15 protein-coding genes and 1 pseudogene are annotated in these 15,737 nt (G+C 73.8%); 7 read left to right on the plus strand and 9 right to left on the minus strand.

Annotated elements, in window-relative coordinates:
* Positions 1–104: 104 nt before the first annotated feature.
* Together ACZ6X9_RS07275 and ACZ6X9_RS07280 are read right to left on the minus strand one after the other, a co-directional pair.
* The gene (locus tag ACZ6X9_RS07275; protein ID WP_469776957.1) at positions 105–1,421 is read right to left on the minus strand and encodes a hypothetical protein; all 1,317 of its coding nucleotides are present in this window, start codon (positions 1,419–1,421) and stop codon (positions 105–107) included.
* Between the two features lie 87 nt (positions 1,422–1,508).
* The gene (locus ACZ6X9_RS07280; protein ID WP_469776958.1) at positions 1,509–2,294 is read right to left on the minus strand and encodes a metal-dependent hydrolase; all 786 of its coding nucleotides are present in this window, start codon (positions 2,292–2,294) and stop codon (positions 1,509–1,511) included.
* Between the two features lie 133 nt (positions 2,295–2,427).
* Here ACZ6X9_RS07280 and ACZ6X9_RS07285 point away from each other — a divergent pair, with 133 nt between their 5' ends.
* Both ACZ6X9_RS07285 and ACZ6X9_RS07290 read left to right on the plus strand, forming a co-directional pair.
* Entirely contained in the window at positions 2,428–4,941 is a 2,514-nt protein-coding gene (locus ACZ6X9_RS07285; protein ID WP_469776959.1) for a DEAD/DEAH box helicase, read from the plus strand.
* A 185-nt stretch (positions 4,942–5,126) separates the two neighbouring features.
* Entirely contained in the window at positions 5,127–5,840 is a 714-nt protein-coding gene (locus ACZ6X9_RS07290) for an NADPH-dependent F420 reductase (RefSeq protein ID WP_469776960.1), read from the plus strand.
* 177 nt (positions 5,841–6,017) lie between these two features.
* On the opposite strand, the gene ACZ6X9_RS07295 is transcribed toward ACZ6X9_RS07290, so the two are convergent.
* The 3 genes and pseudogenes from ACZ6X9_RS07295 to ACZ6X9_RS07305 form a co-directional block, all read right to left on the minus strand.
* Positions 6,018–7,406, minus strand: a complete 1,389-nt coding sequence (locus ACZ6X9_RS07295) for a DUF6397 family protein (RefSeq protein WP_469776961.1) — start codon at positions 7,404–7,406, stop codon at positions 6,018–6,020.
* Positions 7,407–7,707: 301 nt separating this feature from the next.
* Positions 7,708–8,118 (minus strand): annotated as a pseudogene (locus ACZ6X9_RS07300) (roadblock/LC7 domain-containing protein); the annotation flags it as partial.
* Between the two features lie 151 nt (positions 8,119–8,269).
* Positions 8,270–9,082: an alpha/beta fold hydrolase gene (locus ACZ6X9_RS07305; RefSeq protein ID WP_469777634.1), complete on the minus strand. Its 813-nt coding sequence runs from the start codon at positions 9,080–9,082 to the stop codon at positions 8,270–8,272.
* A 218-nt stretch (positions 9,083–9,300) separates the two neighbouring features.
* Here ACZ6X9_RS07305 and ACZ6X9_RS07310 point away from each other — a divergent pair, with 218 nt between their 5' ends.
* The 4 genes from ACZ6X9_RS07310 (at position 9,301) to ACZ6X9_RS07325 (ending at position 13,019) form a co-directional block, all read left to right on the plus strand.
* Positions 9,301–9,606, plus strand: a complete 306-nt coding sequence (locus tag ACZ6X9_RS07310) for a hypothetical protein (protein WP_469777635.1) — start codon at positions 9,301–9,303, stop codon at positions 9,604–9,606.
* A 202-nt stretch (positions 9,607–9,808) separates the two neighbouring features.
* On the plus strand, positions 9,809–10,690 hold the full coding sequence (locus ACZ6X9_RS07315; protein ID WP_469776962.1) for an alkaline phosphatase family protein: 882 nt from the start codon (positions 9,809–9,811) through the stop codon (positions 10,688–10,690).
* 2 nt (positions 10,691–10,692) lie between these two features.
* A complete protein-coding gene (locus ACZ6X9_RS07320) occupies positions 10,693–11,994 on the plus strand; it encodes an MFS transporter (protein ID WP_469776963.1) in 1,302 nt (433 codons plus the stop codon).
* Positions 11,991–13,019 carry a TolB family protein gene (locus tag ACZ6X9_RS07325; RefSeq protein WP_469776964.1) on the plus strand — a complete coding sequence of 343 codons (1,029 nt, stop codon included), beginning with the start codon at positions 11,991–11,993 and terminating at the stop codon, positions 13,017–13,019. Before ACZ6X9_RS07320 ends, ACZ6X9_RS07325 begins: the two co-directional genes overlap by 4 nt.
* A 46-nt stretch (positions 13,020–13,065) precedes the next feature.
* Here ACZ6X9_RS07325 and ACZ6X9_RS07330 read toward each other — a convergent pair whose 3' ends face one another.
* The 3 genes from ACZ6X9_RS07330 to ACZ6X9_RS07340 form a co-directional block, all read right to left on the minus strand.
* Positions 13,066–13,464 carry a DUF2267 domain-containing protein gene (locus ACZ6X9_RS07330; protein ID WP_469776965.1) on the minus strand — a complete coding sequence of 133 codons (399 nt, stop codon included), beginning with the start codon at positions 13,462–13,464 and terminating at the stop codon, positions 13,066–13,068.
* Positions 13,465–13,530: 66 nt separating this feature from the next.
* Positions 13,531–13,920, minus strand: coding sequence for a DUF2267 domain-containing protein (locus tag ACZ6X9_RS07335; RefSeq protein WP_469777636.1), 390 nt, complete (start codon positions 13,918–13,920; stop codon positions 13,531–13,533).
* A gap of 86 nt (positions 13,921–14,006) precedes the next feature.
* Positions 14,007–14,441, minus strand: a complete 435-nt coding sequence (locus ACZ6X9_RS07340; RefSeq protein WP_469776966.1) for an Hsp20/alpha crystallin family protein — start codon at positions 14,439–14,441, stop codon at positions 14,007–14,009.
* Between the two features lie 124 nt (positions 14,442–14,565).
* Between ACZ6X9_RS07340 and ACZ6X9_RS07345 the strand changes: the two genes are divergently transcribed.
* Entirely contained in the window at positions 14,566–15,255 is a 690-nt protein-coding gene (locus tag ACZ6X9_RS07345) for a type III effector protein (RefSeq protein ID WP_469776967.1), read from the plus strand.
* 180 nt (positions 15,256–15,435) lie between these two features.
* Here ACZ6X9_RS07345 and ACZ6X9_RS07350 read toward each other — a convergent pair whose 3' ends face one another.
* Positions 15,436–15,618, minus strand: a complete 183-nt coding sequence (locus ACZ6X9_RS07350) for a hypothetical protein (RefSeq protein WP_469776968.1) — start codon at positions 15,616–15,618, stop codon at positions 15,436–15,438.
* Positions 15,619–15,737: the final 119 nt, after the last annotated feature.

Consider the following 15,737-nt stretch of genomic DNA (forward strand, 5'->3'; position numbering starts at 1 on the left):
GGGAGCGGGCCACGGCCCGCGCCGCCGTGAGGTCCATCATCCGCCCCTGGCGGCCGGCCGCAACGCCCCCGCGTCGGAGGGGGACCGTCCGGTGGCCGGCGTTCTCATGGCGCCGGGTGTCGTCCGGGGTCAGGCGCCTCCGCCGTCGGTACGCGGCCGTCGTCACGGCCGGGCCGCGGGCGAGGGCGGCCGGCTGTCGCCCTCTCGAACAGTTCGTTCACCGAGCCGGTGAAGCGGCGGCCCGACACAAGGCGGCAGCCGATGGTCCAGGCTCCGGGATCGTCGCCGAGGCGGCGGTCGGCCGCCTCCGTGATGCCCCGGACCAGCCGCCTCGGCCCCCGCTCGTCGTCCTCCGTGATCACGCACTTCATCGGGTGCCACCGTACGATCCCGGGCAGCCCCGCCGCGTCCCTCAGCAGGAGGTCGGCGGGGTGCGCGACGTCAAGGAGGTCGCCGACGCCGACGCCGGCCTCGCCCGTGTAGGAGAACGGCACCGCCAGGGAGCGGTCCGGCCGCATCGGCAGGGTGCGCAGCAGGTGCAGGCCCGTGGGGCGGTCGGACAGGAGCCGGGACCACACGAACGCGTCCGCTCCTCGGGTGGCCACCAGGACGCGCAGGTCCGGCGGGCACTCGGGGTGGGCCACGATCTCGGGGGCCCGCTCGCGCAGGAGTGGGCCGCCGGCGTCCACCGCCTGCCGTACGGCGTCCCAGTCGATCGCGATCCACCGCTCGTCGGGCTCCGGGTCCGCCTCCGCGGCGAAATCGCGGAAGAGGCGGTCGCGGCGGCGCCGTTCGGCGGCCAGGGCCGTGCGCAGCGCTCGGGTGCTGCGCTCGCGCAGGGACGTCTCGAAGGCGGGACGGACCGGGTCGAGGAGCGCCCGGCCGCCCGCGGCCACGACCTGCCCGAGCAGGTCGTACCGGTCGGCGCGGGCCAGCAGCAGCCCGGCCGCCGTCTGTTCCCCGGCGTCCAGGTGGACGCGGTCTCGTCGGTATCCCGGCTCGGGCCAGTCGGGCAGGAGGGCGCGCAGCCGCAGCAGCGGGTGGGAGGAGAGGAGAAAGTCGCGGGGAAAGGGGGCACCGGCGAAGGGCCAGGCGGCCTCGCCGTCCCGCCAGGCCGCCAGGAAGTCCGGCAGGTCGGTGCGGGCGAGGTATCCGGGTGGGAAGTCGGTGGCGGCACGCGCCCATTCCTGGCCGGGGTCCCGCATCAGCCCTTCGAACGACGCGCGGCGCCGCGTGGTCCGCTTCTCGTCCTCGGCCGCCTCCTGGGCGTGCCGGCGTATCGCGCGGTTCTTCTCCCACAGCCCCTTGGGGAGCGGGTCGCGGGGGCCGGTGGTCAGGCGCAGCCGGGTGGCGACTTCCTTCAGCAGGTCGTGGGAACCCGCGTAGTACAGCAGGGAGGGGATCGGTGAGGCGGCAGGCATGGGGCCACCGTAGGGGGACGGCCCGACGGGGCGTCATGATTTTCGTGACGTGCCGTTCGGCGGCCCGGGGGCCATCCCGCCGGGGCTTCAGATGAGGTCCAGCGCGCCGAGTCCCCCTATCCCGCCGAGCACCATGAAGAGCGGCATCAGCACCTTGATCTCCACCTTGCTGCCGGCCCGGAACCGCATCGCCTTCGGCGGTCCGACCGGGTACCAGCGCTTGCGGGCGATGGGGAGCGGCCAGAGGATCGGGCAGCCGGAGACGGTCAGGGCGTCCCCGATGTCGTGCACGAGGGCGCCGAGCACGATGGGCAGGCCCAGCCACAGGTAGGGGTGGTCGGCGAACAGCCAGTCGGATCCGTTGCCGGGCCGGTCGAGCACACCGGCGAGGATCCAGGCGCTGGTGGCGCCGAGCAGCCAGACCAGGACGTCGCTGGACGTGCGGGCCATCCGCCACAGCAGCCCCTCGACGGCCAGCACAAGATGGACGAAGAGGATGCCGAGCACCGCCCAGCGGTCGCCCTCCACGGCCAGCAGGGACGTGCCGGCGCCGATGAGCACCGCCCAGACCGCGGTGTGGGTCAGGGTGCGGTGCCCCCCGTTGCGCCGGGGGTCGCTCTTGCCGCGGGTGGCCTTGTAGACGCTGTGGGAGAGGGTGTCGATGACGCCACAGAGGATCCGGGATATCGGGCCGAAGGAGCGCGATATCGTGGCCGATTTGTGATCGAGGTCCGGGGCGAGGGCGGCCCCGGCGCAGATCAGGGCGCCGACGACGAGCACCGGCCAGGGCATCGGATGTCCGGCGCCCGCGGCGGCGGCTCCCACCCCCAGCCAGGCCGCGGCCCCGGAGAGCGAGTGCGCCGGTCCCATCATGGTCGTTCCGCCCCTTCACCTCCGACGTCTTCCCTTTTCTGACGCCGTGTCGGCGACTCAGCGTAATGCCCGGATGATCATCGTTCGACCGGCCGGTTCCCTGATCCGGGCGGGGGCCAGGCAGTATGGGGGTGTGACCCTTATCGATCAGATGCCGAGCCATGCCGACCCCGATGCCCTCTTCGAGGCCTTCTCGACCTGGGCCGAGGAGCGGGGCATCACGCTGTACCCCGCCCAGGAGGAGGCGCTGATCGAGGTGGTCTCCGGGGCGAACGTGATCCTTTCCACGCCGACCGGCTCGGGGAAGAGTCTGGTGGCGGCCGGGGCACACTTCACGGCGCTCGCCAACGACCAGGTGACCTTCTACACCGCGCCGATCAAGGCGCTGGTGTCGGAGAAGTTCTTCGACCTCTGCAAGATCTTCGGCACCGAGAACGTCGGCATGCTCACCGGTGACGCCTCCGTGAACGCCGACGCCCCGGTGATCTGCTGCACGGCCGAGGTGCTGGCCTCCATCGCCCTGCGGGACGGCAAGGACGCCGACATCGGCCAGGTCGTGATGGACGAGTTCCACTTCTACGCGGAACCGGACCGCGGCTGGGCGTGGCAGATCCCGCTGCTGGAGCTCCCCCAGGCCCAGTTCGTCCTGATGTCGGCGACGCTCGGTGACGTCTCCCGGTTCGAGGAGGACCTGACCCGCCGGACCGGCCGGCCCACCGCGGTGGTGCGCTCGGCGACGCGGCCCGTGCCCCTGTCGTACGAGTACCGCACGACGCCGCTGACGGAGACGCTGACCGAACTCCTCCAGACCCGGCAGGCGCCGGTCTACATCGTCCACTTCACGCAGGCGGCGGCCGTCGAACGGGCGCAGGCGCTGATGAGCATCAACATGTGCTCGCGCGAGGAGAAGGAGGAGATCGCCAAGCTGATCGGCAACTTCCGCTTCACCACCAAGTTCGGCCGGAACCTGTCCCGGTTCGTCAAGCACGGCATCGGCGTGCACCACGCGGGCATGCTGCCGAAGTACCGGCGGCTGGTGGAGCGGCTGGCGCAGGCCGGGCTGCTGAAGGTGATCTGCGGTACGGACACCCTGGGCGTGGGCGTCAACGTGCCCATCCGGACGGTGCTGTTCACCGCGCTCACCAAGTACGACGGCCAGCGGGTCCGCACCCTGCGGGCGCGGGAGTTCCACCAGATCGCGGGCCGCGCCGGGCGGGCGGGCTTCGACACCGCGGGCTTCGTCGTCGCCCAGGCACCGGAACACGTCGTCGAGAACGAGAAGGCGCTGGCCAAGGCGGGCGACGACCCGAAGAAGCGCCGCAAGGTGGTCCGCAAGAAGGCCCCGGAGGGCTTCGTCGGCTGGACGGAGAACACCTTCGAGAAGCTGATCGCCTCCGAGCCCGAGCAGCTCACCTCCCGGTTCCGGGTCACGCACGCGATGCTGCTGGCGGTCATCGCCCGGCCGGGGAACGCCTTCGAGGCGATGCGCCGGCTCCTGGAGGACAACCACGAACCGCGGAAGAACCAGCTCCGGCACATCCGCCGTGCCATCGCCATCTACCGCTCCCTGCTGGACGGCGGTGTGGTGGAGCGGCTCGACGAGCCCGACGCCGAGGGCCGCATCGTCCGGCTGACGGTGGACCTCCAGTCGGACTTCGCCCTCAACCAGCCGCTGTCCACCTTCGCCCTCGCGTCGTTCGAGCTGCTGGACCCGGAATCGCCGTCCTACGCGCTCGACATGGTGTCGGTCGTGGAGTCGACGCTGGACGACCCCCGGCAGATCCTCGCGGCGCAGCAGAACAAGGCGCGCGGCGAGGCGGTCGCGGAGATGAAGGCCGACGGCGTCGAGTACGAGGAGCGGATGGAACGGCTGATGGACGTCAGCTATCCCAAGCCGCTGGAGGAGCTGCTGACGCACGCCTACGACGTCTACCGCAAGAGCCACCCGTGGGTGGGCGACCACCCGCTGTCGCCGAAGTCCGTCATCCGCGACATGTACGAGCGGGCGATGACCTTCACCGAGTTCACCTCGTACTACGACCTGGCGCGGACCGAGGGGATCGTGCTGCGGTACCTGGCGAGCGCGTACAAGGCGCTGGACCACACCGTGCCGGACGACCTGAAGTCGGACGACTTCGAGGACCTGATCGCCTGGCTGGGCGAGATGGTGCGGCAGGTCGACTCCAGCCTGCTGGACGAGTGGGAGCAGCTCGCCAACCCGGAGGTGGAGACGGCCGAGGAGGCCCAGGAGCGCGCCGACCAGGTCAAGCCGGTCACGGCCAACGCCCGCGCCTTCCGGGTACTGGTCCGCAACGCGCTGTTCCGCCGCGTCGAGCTGGCCGCGCTCGACCGGGTCGGCGAGCTGGGCGAGATGGACGCCGAGTCCAACTGGGACGAGGAGCGCTGGGGCGCGGCGATGGACGGTTACTGGGACGAGTACGACGAGCTCGGCACCGGCCCGGACGCGCGTGGCCCCAAGCTGCTGCGCATCGAGGAGGTGCCGGAAGACGGTCTCTGGCGCGTCCGGCAGACCTTCGCCGACCCGAACGGCGACCACGACTGGGGCATCTCGGCCGAGGTGGACCTGGCGGCGTCCGACGAGGAGGGCCGCGCGGTCGTCCGCGTCACGGACGTGGGCCGGCTCTGACGCGCCCCGGCCTCGCCGGGTGCCGGCTCCGACCCGGGCCGGCACCCGGCGAGGCCCTCGGGCCGGCGGTGGGCGGTCGCACCGCTCGCCGTGATCTTCACTCCGCTCACCGCGAAGGACAGCCACTGTCCTCCATCCTTCCTACCGTGGGAACCGTCCGCAGGAACAAAGCGGGAGGATTCCCCATGAAAATCGCTGTTCTCGGAACCGGTGGCGGTGCGCGTGCCCATATCGCCCGGCTCGCCGGGCTGGGTCACGAGGTGCACGTCGGCACCCGTGACCCCGAGGCCACGCTCGCCCGCACGGAGCCCGACATGATGGGCCACCCGCCGTTCGGCACCTGGCTCGCCGACCATCCGGGCATCGAGCTGCACACCTTCGCCGACGCCGCCGGCCGGGCGCCCGACCTCGTCGTCAACGGCATCGACGGACACAACGCGGTCGCCGCCCTGTCCGCCGCCGAGGAGCGGCTCGCGGGCAAGACACTCGTCGACTACGCCGTCCCGTACCTCTACAACCCCGACGTCGAGCATCCTTGGCCGACGCCGTGGGGCTCGATGCCGAAGCTCGACCCGTGTGACACCGACAGCCTCGGCGAGCGGATCCAGCGGGCCCTGCCGCGTACGAAGGTCGTCAAGGCGTTCGTCACCCAGGAACAGGAGACGGTCGTCGACCCGAAGGCCGTCGCAGGCGGCGACCACACCATGTTCGTCGCGGGGGACCACGCCGACGCCAAGGCGACCGTCACCGATCTGCTGCGGGCCTACGGCTGGACCGACATCCTCGATCTCGGCCCCCTCGTCTCCGCCCGGGGCATGGAGATGTACGCCCACATGCACTCCGCCATCGGCTTCGCCCTCGGTTTCGGCGCCCCCTTCGGCATCAAAGTCGTCCGCTGATCCGTTCGGCGGTGCTCACCCCGAGGGCCGGCCGCGCCCTTCGCCGGAGCCGCCCGCTTCGCCGGAGCCCCCACTGAAGCCGCCCACCGGATCCGCCCGGCCTGCGCCGCCGCGCCGGCCGCCCGTGCGGTGACCTCCACGCGCCGGGCGGCCGACGCGGCGGCAGTGCGGCACGGTTCAGCCCTCGCGCTCCCGCACCCCTCCCCTCACGCGGCCCTCCGCGTCCACGGGGTACGACACCTTCGGGCGCCCTGCGTCGAGCCACCTCGAACGGTCGGGAACCGCCCGCCTCCGGTCCGCGGGGCGGCGCGCCCTCCCAGCCGGACACTCCCGTCGGTCCACCGCCCGCAGGCGTCCGGCCCGCACGAGGAACCGACCGACGGTTCGCAGCACGGAACGCCTGCCGCGCGTGCCCGTGGGCGGCACGGGGACACCGAGGGCGGGCGTGGGCGCGTCGCTCGCCGCGCGGGGAGCGCGCGGGTCGCTCGGCGGGCGCGGGCCCGGCGCCGCTCCGCCGGCCACCGGGGTGGTGGCCGGCCGGACCGGTTCGGCCGCGTCCGACGCGTCTCCCCGGGTGAGCGCGGGCGGTTCCACCGGAGTGAGCACGACCGGCCGTGCCGCCGGCCGCGCGGACGACTCGGCGCGGGTTCCCACGGCGGCACCGCTCACCATCACGACACGGTTCCGCGAGCCGATGAAAGCACCTGCCGAAGCGGCGAGTTGACGTCCCACACCGCCACCATCGGTGTCGGCGTCGGCACCCGTCGTCGCCCCGCCATCGGCGCCTTCCCTCCCCGGCGGCGTCCCGCACCCCCGGGCCTGGGCCACCAAGGACGCCACCCGCGCCTGGTATCGGGCGACCTCCTCGGGTCCGTCGGCGAAGACGAGCCCTTCCACCGCCGCGCGTCCGGCCGGCGCCGACGGCCGGACGGAGGTGAGCGCCGGGCGGAGGGCGCCGATCCACGCGCGTTCGCCCGGGTCGGGGACAGACGGCACCAGTTGGTCCGGAATGAGGACCGCAGCGGCGGCCGCCGCTCGCCGCCAGGCGTCCTCGGCCTGGGCTTCGAGCTGTCCGACCCGCAGGCGGCGCCAGCACTCACCCCGCCGGTCTCCGCCGCCGTCCGTCAGCGCGCGGAGATCGGCGGGCAGCCTGCCCGTCAGCAGAGCCGGCCGGCGGGCGGCGAACTCGGTGACGTCCGACGCGAGGTACTGCCAGACGACCGCCCCGTACCGGTTGATCCAGAACCGCACGGGGACGAGCAGGCCGCCTCTGGCCAGCCGGGTGAAGCGCGCCGGGGCGACACCCGCGAGCTCCGCGCCCTCCTTCGTGCCGACCGTCCGCAGGCGGAGCCTCAGGGCGTCGGGGAACCCGTCGGCCGACCGGTGCCGCTCGATGTCCTCCCGGTGGATCCGCCGCGGGCCTCCCGCCCCCGACCCGACCGTCCGCACCTCGCCCAGTTGTACGGCGAGGTCCATGTCACCTGCCTTCAACCCGAGTTCCCGCGCCGCGCGCCCGAAGGGGACGCCGTTCCCGGCCGCGCTCCCGGCCCCGCACCGACCCGCCATGACACTCTCCCGCCACTCGTCGACTACTCACAGTGACGAATGTAGAGGAGGGGTCTGACAACGCCCCTGGCGTCTCTCCTGTCACGGCATCACGTGCAGTCACCCCGCCGAGCCCGCCGACGGCACCGGCTCCCCCACGGCACCCGCCAGACCGGCCCCGCCACGGGCGGTTGCCCCTTCCGCACCCGCGCCACATCCACCCTCACCCGGGCCGGACGCCCCACTCCCCCGGCCCCTGCGGCGGATCGTCCGGGCCGCGCGCGGCATCCGGCCCCGCACCCGCCGACGGCCGGCCCCCACCGCCGCCCCCGCCCCGGCCCGGTCCCGCCGTGGCCGCCGCCACCCGGTCGGCCAGCACGGTCATCTCGTAGGCGATGTGCCCGATGTCCGCCGCCCGGCTCCCCAGCACACAGAGACAGTTCTCGTTCCCGGCCGCCGACACGAAGAGCGCACCGCCATCGAACTCGATCATGGTCTGCCGCACCCGCCCGGCCCGGAACTGCCGGCCGGTGCCCTGCGCCAGGCTGTGCAACCCCGAGGCCACCGCGGCCAGATGCTCGGCGTCCTCCCTGCTCAGGCCGTCGCTGACACCTCTCACCAGACCGTCGTTGGACAGCACCAGGGCGTGCCGTATGCCCTCCGCCCGCCGCGCCAGGTCGTCGAGTATCGCTTCGAATCCCTCACCGGAACCCTCGCCGGCCCCCGTGCCCATCCCCTCGCCGAGCCCCATGCGCCGCCTCCCGCTCCGCGTTCCCGGCAGTGTCGTGCAAGCCTCGCTCACCCCGTCGGCGGTCGGCAAGCACGCGGTTCGAGGCGGTTCTCGCGGGAGGGAGGCCGCGGACGTACCGGCCGGGGGGATGGAGTCACCGGCCTCCCGCGAGCACCTCCGCCCGGCGGGCAGGCTCGCCGTGCTCGGCGCCCGCGGCCTCGGCGACCATCTCGGCGAAGGCGTCCGGGTTGTCGAACATCATCACGTGACCGGCTTCCGGTACTGTCCGGACGACCACACCGGCCTCCTCCAGCCCTTCCCGTCCCGCGAGTTCGCCGCTCCACTCGCCCTGCAGGTAAGTGCGGGGGACGCGCAGTCCGGTCAGCAGCGACCGCATCGTCGGCCGTGTGCCGCGGACCAGCCACGTGGCGCTGCGGTGCAGCGCCGTCGGATCGGCCAGACGCATCGTCGCCGCCCACGTTCCTCCCACCCGGTCCAGCGTCTCCTCGAAGCCTCCGCCGCGGACGAACTCCTCTTCGCCGTGGGCCGCGATGCCACTACTGCCCGCCGTCGCGGGCGGGTCCGGGTCGAGGTTGGCCTCGGCGAGGACGAGGCGGGACACGAGGCCGGGCCGACGGTGGGCGAGGACGATGGCGACCGCCCCTCCCAGGCTGTGCGCGACGAGGGTGGCGGCACCGGCCCCCGCCGCGTCCAGTACGGCTCCGAGCGCGTCGGCGTGTTCCTCCAGGGTGTAGCCGAAGTCGGCGGGCCGGTCGCTCGTCCCGTGGCCGGGCAGGTCGACGAAGAGGGAACGCCGGCCGCGGAGGGCCGGGTGCGCGGCGATGTGGGCGTGGTACACGGCGGAGGTGGCGCCGAGCCCGTGGACGTACACCAGCGGCGTGCCGTCCCCCCGCGCCTCGGTCCACCGGATCCGCGCCCCGCCGGAAGTGAACGCCGTCTCCCGCATCGCCATACCCCGCCCCCTTTTCCCACATCAGGCCTTGGCCACCGTCGCGGGCGACCACGTCGAGAGCATAGGTCGTTTCGACATATCCCGCATCCGCCCCACGCTTCCCGGGCCGGCGGCCGACCGCCGGAGCAGCCGACCTCCCCGGCCCCCGGGTTCAACACCCCCTGAACCGGGCACACTTGCACAACCGCAGGAAGAGCCGCTCATGGGGGCAGGTGATCCGCGTGCTCGAAAGGTTTCGCAGGCGCTTACGGCCGGCCGGACAGGACGGCGGGGACGCACCCCCGCGCCGTCCACCCGAGCGACAGCACAACCTGTTCGAGGCCGCGGCCGTCTACGTCGCGGCCTGCGCCGAGAACGACCCCGACCGGAGCGCCGAGGCCGCCCGCTGGGTCTCCCCCGAGGCGTTGAGCTTCGGGGTGAACGAACTGGCCTGCCGGGCCCTGGTCGCGCTCGCGCGGGAACGCGGCACCTCACCGCAGCACGTGGCCCGGACCCTGCTCGGACTCCCGGCCGCCTGATCGTCCCGCCAGGTCACCGGCCCGCCGTCGGGCGGGCCGCCGGGCAGGCGCCGCCCGGCCGCCGTCCACCCCCGCCTCGGCGAGCGTTACCCGACGCGTCACCACGATGACGCGTTCATGCCACAGCGCGGCCCTACGCTGCCGACGCACCCCGTTTCACCCCCTCACTCTCCTCCCCACCACCCCCACACCGGAGGACCCCGTGCCCCTCGCCTCGCGCCCCCACAGACGTCACCTCGGCGCCCTCGCCGCCGCCCTCGGGCTGGCCGCCGGTTCCCTCGGGCTCTGGTCGGCCAGCTCTTCCGCGTCCCCCTCGGCGGCCGTCCCCACCCCGGACCACGTCGTGGTCGTGGTGTTCGAGAACCACGCGTACGACCAGGTCATCGGCTCCTCCTCCGCCCCGTACCTCAACTCCCTGGCGGCGGGCGGCGCCAGCCTCACCGCTTCGTACGCCGAGACCCACCCCAGCCAGCCCAACTACTACGCCCTCTTCTCCGGGGACACCCAGGGCGTCACCGACGACGACTGCGTGGAGGCCGGGTTCAGCGACGCGCCCAACCTGGCCACCGGGCTGACCGCCGAGGGCAGGACCTGGGCCAGCTACAACGAGTCCCTGCCGGCGGAGGGTTCCACCACCTGCAAGAGCGGCCGGTACCGGCAGAAGCACAACCCGTGGTTCGGTTTCGGCAACGTGCCCACGAGCACCGCGCACACCTTCGGCGCGTTCCCGGCCGACTACGCCACGCTGCCGACCGTGTCCTTCGTGGTCCCGGACATGTGCGGCGACATGCACGACTGCTCGGTCGCCACCGGCGACACCTGGCTCAAGAAGAACCTCAAGGGCTACGCGGACTGGGCGAAGACCCACAACAGCCTGCTGCTCGTCACCTTCGACGAGGACAACCGGCTGAGCGGCAACCGGATCCCGACCGTCCTCTACGGTCAGCCGGTCAAACCCGGTTCCACCTCCGCGGCCACGTACAACCACTACGACGTGCTGCGCACGATCGAGGACATGTACGGGACCGCGCACGCGGGCAACGCGGCGCGCGCCAAGGACATCACCGGCGTCTGGAACAACTGACCGTGTACCTCGCGGACAGCCGCACGTCCCCCACGGCCACCGCGCCCGCCGGCCGGACCGCCCGTTCCGGCCGGCGGTACGCCGCCGTTCCCGGCACGGTGCTGGTGCTGGGGACCGTCAGCCTGATCACGGACGTCTCCTCGGAGATGGTGACCGCCGTCCTGCCGCTCTACCTGGTGGCCGGACTGGGCCTCTCCCCGCTCGGGTTCGGGCTTCTGGACGGCGTCTACAACGGCGTCAGCGCCCTGGTCAGACTGCTCGGCGGCGGGCTCGCCGACCGGGGCGCGGGCCCCAAGGCCGTGGCCGCCGCCGGGTACGGCCTGTCGGCTCTGTGCAAGCCCCTGCTGCTCGCGGCGCACACGGTGCCGCTGATCGGCGCGGTCCTCGCCGCGGACCGTACGGGCAAGGGGCTGCGCACGGCGCCGCGCGACGCCATGATCTCGACGGCCTGCGAACCGGCCGAGCGGGGACGGGCGTTCGGCGCACACCGCGCGATGGACACGGCCGGCGCGCTGCTGGGCCCGGTGGCGGCGTTCCTCATCCTCCGCGCGGCGGCCGGGGGTTACGACGCGGTGTTCACCGTGAGCGGGTGTGCGGCGGCACTCGGAGTGCTCGTCCTGCTGTTGTTCGTCCCCGGACGCTCCGGTACGCCGGAGCGGGCTTCCGGGCGTACGGCGTGCCGGGCGCCGCGCACTCCGGTGCGCACGCTGTTGCGACGGCCCGCGGTGCGCCGACTCGCCGGGTGCGCGGCCCTGCTGGGGCTGACGACGGTCAGTGACTCGTTCCTCTATCTGACGCTGCAACGCCGACTGGACCTGTCGGAGTCCTGGTTCCCGCTGCTGCCCCTGGGCACGGCGGCCGCCTTCCTCCTGCTGGCGCTGCCGGTGGGGGTTCTGGCCGACCGGTTCGGCCGTCGGCGGTGCTTCCTCTGCGGCCACCTCGCGCTGCTGGGGGCGTACATGCTGCTCGTCACGCCGCTCGGCGCCTCTCCCGCGCTCGCGGGGGTGGTGCTCGCGCTGCACGGGACGTTCTACGCGGCGACGGACGGCGTCCTGGCGGCGGCGACGGCCGACGCCGTGCCGGAGGCGGTGCGGGGCAGCGGGCTGGCCGTGGTGCAGACGGGCCAGGCGGGAGCCCGGTTCGCCTGCTCGATCGCGTTCGGCGCGGCCTGGACCGTGTGGGGCGACCGGACGGCGCTGGGGCTGGCGGCCGTCGGGCTGGCGGTCTCGGCGCTCGCGAGCGCGCGACTGCTGCGGACCGGCGTGCCGGGCGGTCTCCCAGAGGAGAGAGGGCCGGCCCGTTGAGACGCGTCCACCGGGTCGTCGTGCTGCTCGTCGCGGTCCTCGCCCTGGGCGGTGTGGCCCTGGGAGCGACTCTCCGGGCGGCGGACCGCGCGGCGGAGCGGGACCGCGTCCAGGCCGGCGGTCCCGAGGTCCGCTCCGGCGACGTGGTGCTCGGGACACCGGGCCGTACCGTCTTCCGCAACATGGCGTGGGGCCCGCACCGGGACGAGCTGACCTCGGTGGCCGGGACGGATCCGTCCGGCCCGCGCACCGCCTCGGGCGTGCGGTGCCTGCGGTTCCACTCCGACGCGGGCACCGGCGTCTGCCTCCAGGCGGTGCGCGGGACGCTCCGGGACGGCTACCGCGCCGTCGTCCTGGACGCGCGGCTGCGGGAGCTGCGGCGGTACGCCCTGGCGGGCGTGCCCAGCCGGGCCCGGGTGGCGCCCGGCGGGCGGGTCGTGGCGTGGACGGTCTTCGTCAGCGGCGACTCGTACGCCGGGAGCGCCTTCTCGACCCGTACGTCGGTCCTGGACCTCCGGACGGGCCGGCTGGACCGCAGCCTGGAGTCCTACCGCTTCTTCCTGGAGGGCGGCGAGCGCCGGGCGGCCGACCTCAACGTCTGGGGCGTCACCTTCGCCGACGACGACCGCTTCTACGCCACGGTCGCCACCGGCGGCCGGACCTACCTGGTCCGCGGCGACCGCTCGGGGAAGACGCTGCGCGCGCTGCACGCCAACGTGGAGTGCCCCTCGCTCTCCCCCGACGGTTCGCGGGTGGCCTACAAGAAGCGAGTCGCGGGCGCGTCGTCGGACGCGCCCTGGCGGCTGTACGTACTCGACCTGCGGACGCTGCGGGAGACCGCGACGGCGGAACGGCGCAACGTGGACGATCAGGCCGTCTGGCGGGACGGGCACACTCTCGTGTACTCGCTGCCCGGCGACTACGGCTCCGATCTGTGGGCGGTACCGGCCGACGGCTCCGGACGGCCGCGGACGCTGATGTCGGCGGCTCTGGCTCCGGTGTTCTCCCCGGCCTCGCCGGGATGAGGCGGACGCCGGAGCCGGAGCGCGGGCTGACGGCCTTCCGCCACCCTCAGGCCGCGGGGACCAGTTCGACGCGGCCGAAGAGGAGGGCGTAGCCCCGAGGCAGTTGGGCGAGGATCCGGCCGGTGAGCTCCTCCCCGGCCGTGTCGGCGAGCTCGGTGAGGACGGTGCCGGCGGCCCAGCGGGCGGTGGGCGGCGGCACGGACCCCAGCGCGGCGGCGACGGCGTCGACGAACCCGGGGGCGGTCAGCGGCTCGGTGAGCGGGATGCTGCCCGCCAGGACCGCGCCGGCCTCGGGAGGCAGGAGCGCCGCGAGTTCGCAGCGTTCCTCGCCGGTGACATGGCCGCCCAGGACGCCCAGGACGGCCCGCAGGGCGTCCTCCGCCTCCCGGTCGGTGGTGTACCGGCCCGCGGCGCGTATCCGCCGCACGAGGTCGTGCCAGGTCATGCGTTTCCCATTCCTTCCTGTTCACGGTCGGTGCTCCGGGACCGTGCCGGTACGGCGCGAGGGCGGTCACGCCGCCTCGGGACGGCCGAAGAGGAGGTCGTAGCCCGGCGGAAGCTGGAGCAGGACGCGCCGCATCAGGTCGGCGTCGGCGGCCTCCGCCACCACGCTGAGCACGGCGCCGGTGTCCCACAGGGCCGTCTCCTCGGTCGCTCCCTCGATCCAGGCCGCCGCCGCGCGGACGAACCGCTCCGCGCTGAGCGGTTCGGCGGCCGGCAGGGGGTTGAGGAGGATCAGGGCATACGTCTCGGGCAGTCGGGCGGCCAGCCGGTTCCGCTCCTCCCCCACGAGGTGCGCGCCGAGCAGCGCGAGGACGACCCGGGCCGCCCGGTCCGCCTCCTGCCGCGACGCGTACGCGCCCCGTTCCCGGACCTCCTCCAGGAACGCGTCGTTCCTTATGTGCGTCACCGCCGCCTCCTCGGGTGCGCCCGGCGGGCGGGCGGGGCGGACCCCGCCCGCCACGCGTTCCGCGCGGTGCTCGCGGGTCAGCCGCTGATCTGCCTCGGCTGCTCCCCGCCCGTGATGGTGATCTTGCGGGGCTTGGCGCGCTCGGCGATCGGGATGCGGAGGACCAGCACGCCCGCCTCGTAGTCGGCCTTGATGTGCTCCGTGTCGAGGGTGTCGGCGAGCATCACCTGGCGCGAGAAGACGCCCAGCGGCCGCTCGGACAGCTCCATCTGCACGTTCTCCGCCTTCACGGCCGGCCGCCGCTCGGCCTTGACGGTCAGCATGTTCCGCTCGACGTCGATGTCGATGGCGTCGGGGGAGACACCGGGGAGGTCCAGGGCGATCACGTACTCGTCGCCCTCACGGTAGGCGTCCATCGGCATCGGGGACGGCCTCGACCACGTACCGGAGGTCCCCAGGAGCTGCTGGGTGAGCCGGTCGAGCTCACGGAACGGGTCGGTGCGCATCAACATCGGGAAACACCTCCACTGGTTCGGGCACTTGCCAATGCGCTTCACCTGCTCCCGTTGTAGCATGTCATCGGAACGATGACAACCGGGATGTCATCGAAAGGGTGACATCCGAGAGGGAGACCACGTGTCCGAACCAGCCGACCGCCCCGAAGCGTCCCCGGCCCCCGGGCCGGCCTCGCTCCCGGCCGCCGCCGCGGCCCTCAGCACCATCGACCAGGCCGTGCGCGGCGCCGGAACCGCGCCGCGGGAAGAGGCCGCGGGCGAGCCGGGGGCCGGATCGACCCGCGTCGAACAGGCCCTGGCCACACTCCTCCTCCTGCGGGAAGTGCGTCACCAGCTCGCCGAATGGGAACCGGGCCTCATCGAGGCCGCCCGGGAGGCGGGCGCCAGTTGGGCCGAGCTCGCCCGCCCCCTGGGCGTGACCAGCCGGCAGGCGGCCGAGCGCCGCTACCTGCGGCTCCGCCCCGACGTCACGGGTACCACCGGGGAAGAGCGGGTCAAGGCCACCCGCGACCGCCGCGCCGCCGAACGCACCGTCACCGCCTGGGCCCGCGACAACGCGGCGGACCTCCGACGGCTCGCCGGCCAGATCACATCCCTCCCCGGGCTCCCCGCCGAGGCCGCCGCCCCGATCGGCCACCTCACCCGTGCCCTGGCCAAGGACGACGCGGCCCACCTCGTCGGCGCCCTCGCCGACACCCATCCGCACCTGCGCGACGGCCATCCGGATCTCGCCGCACGCGTCGACGCGGTCACCCGGCACACGGACCGGCTGCGTCAGGACAGCGACGTACGCCGCAGACAGTCGGACTGACAGCGGCCGGCAGCGACCGGCAGGTCCGACGAGGCCATACGTCGCGAGCGGGCCGGACCGACGAGGCCGGACCGACAAGGCTGAGCCGGCGGGCTCCGCCGGCGGCCACACCACCCGGCGTACCCCGCCCGCGCGCGTCACCGCCCGCCCCCGAAGGGCGATCGGGTCAGTGGTGGGGACCTAGCGCCCGAGCTCCTTCCGCGACACCCGGCGCAGCCGCTTGCGCTGCGCGGGGTCGAGCAGGAGGTACGCACCGACGGGCACGCCCACCATCACCAGCACCGCCAACCAGAAGGGCAGCACCAGCAGGAGGACCGCTCCCACCGCCACACCTCCGGCGGCGATCTTCGCCCTGCCGCTCATCTCCGTGCCTCCTCGCACCGGCCCGGCCGCTACGCCCGCACAACGCGCGGCGCCCACGCCCGGTTCCCCTCCAGTGTGCACCGGGGGCGACGGCCGGGCTCCCCTCGCGGACGGTTCTC

It is taken from the genome of Streptomyces sp. NPDC052910 (genome assembly GCF_055585605.1).

Coding starts and splice junctions, on each gene's coding strand:
- ACZ6X9_RS07275 (WP_469776957.1), bottom strand. CDS start 1,421: ATGCCTGCCGCCTCACCGATCCCCTCCCTGCTGTACTACGCGGGTTCC.
- ACZ6X9_RS07280 (WP_469776958.1), bottom strand. CDS start 2,294: ATGATGGGACCGGCGCACTCGCTCTCCGGGGCCGCGGCCTGGCTGGGG.
- ACZ6X9_RS07290 (WP_469776960.1), top strand. CDS start 5,127: ATGAAAATCGCTGTTCTCGGAACCGGTGGCGGTGCGCGTGCCCATATC.
- ACZ6X9_RS07295 (WP_469776961.1), bottom strand. CDS start 7,406: ATGGCGGGTCGGTGCGGGGCCGGGAGCGCGGCCGGGAACGGCGTCCCC.
- ACZ6X9_RS07305 (WP_469777634.1), bottom strand. CDS start 9,082: ATGCGGGAGACGGCGTTCACTTCCGGCGGGGCGCGGATCCGGTGGACC.
- ACZ6X9_RS07330 (WP_469776965.1), bottom strand. CDS start 13,464: ATGACCTGGCACGACCTCGTGCGGCGGATACGCGCCGCGGGCCGGTAC.
- ACZ6X9_RS07340 (WP_469776966.1), bottom strand. CDS start 14,441: ATGTTGATGCGCACCGACCCGTTCCGTGAGCTCGACCGGCTCACCCAG.
- ACZ6X9_RS07350 (WP_469776968.1), bottom strand. CDS start 15,618: ATGAGCGGCAGGGCGAAGATCGCCGCCGGAGGTGTGGCGGTGGGAGCG.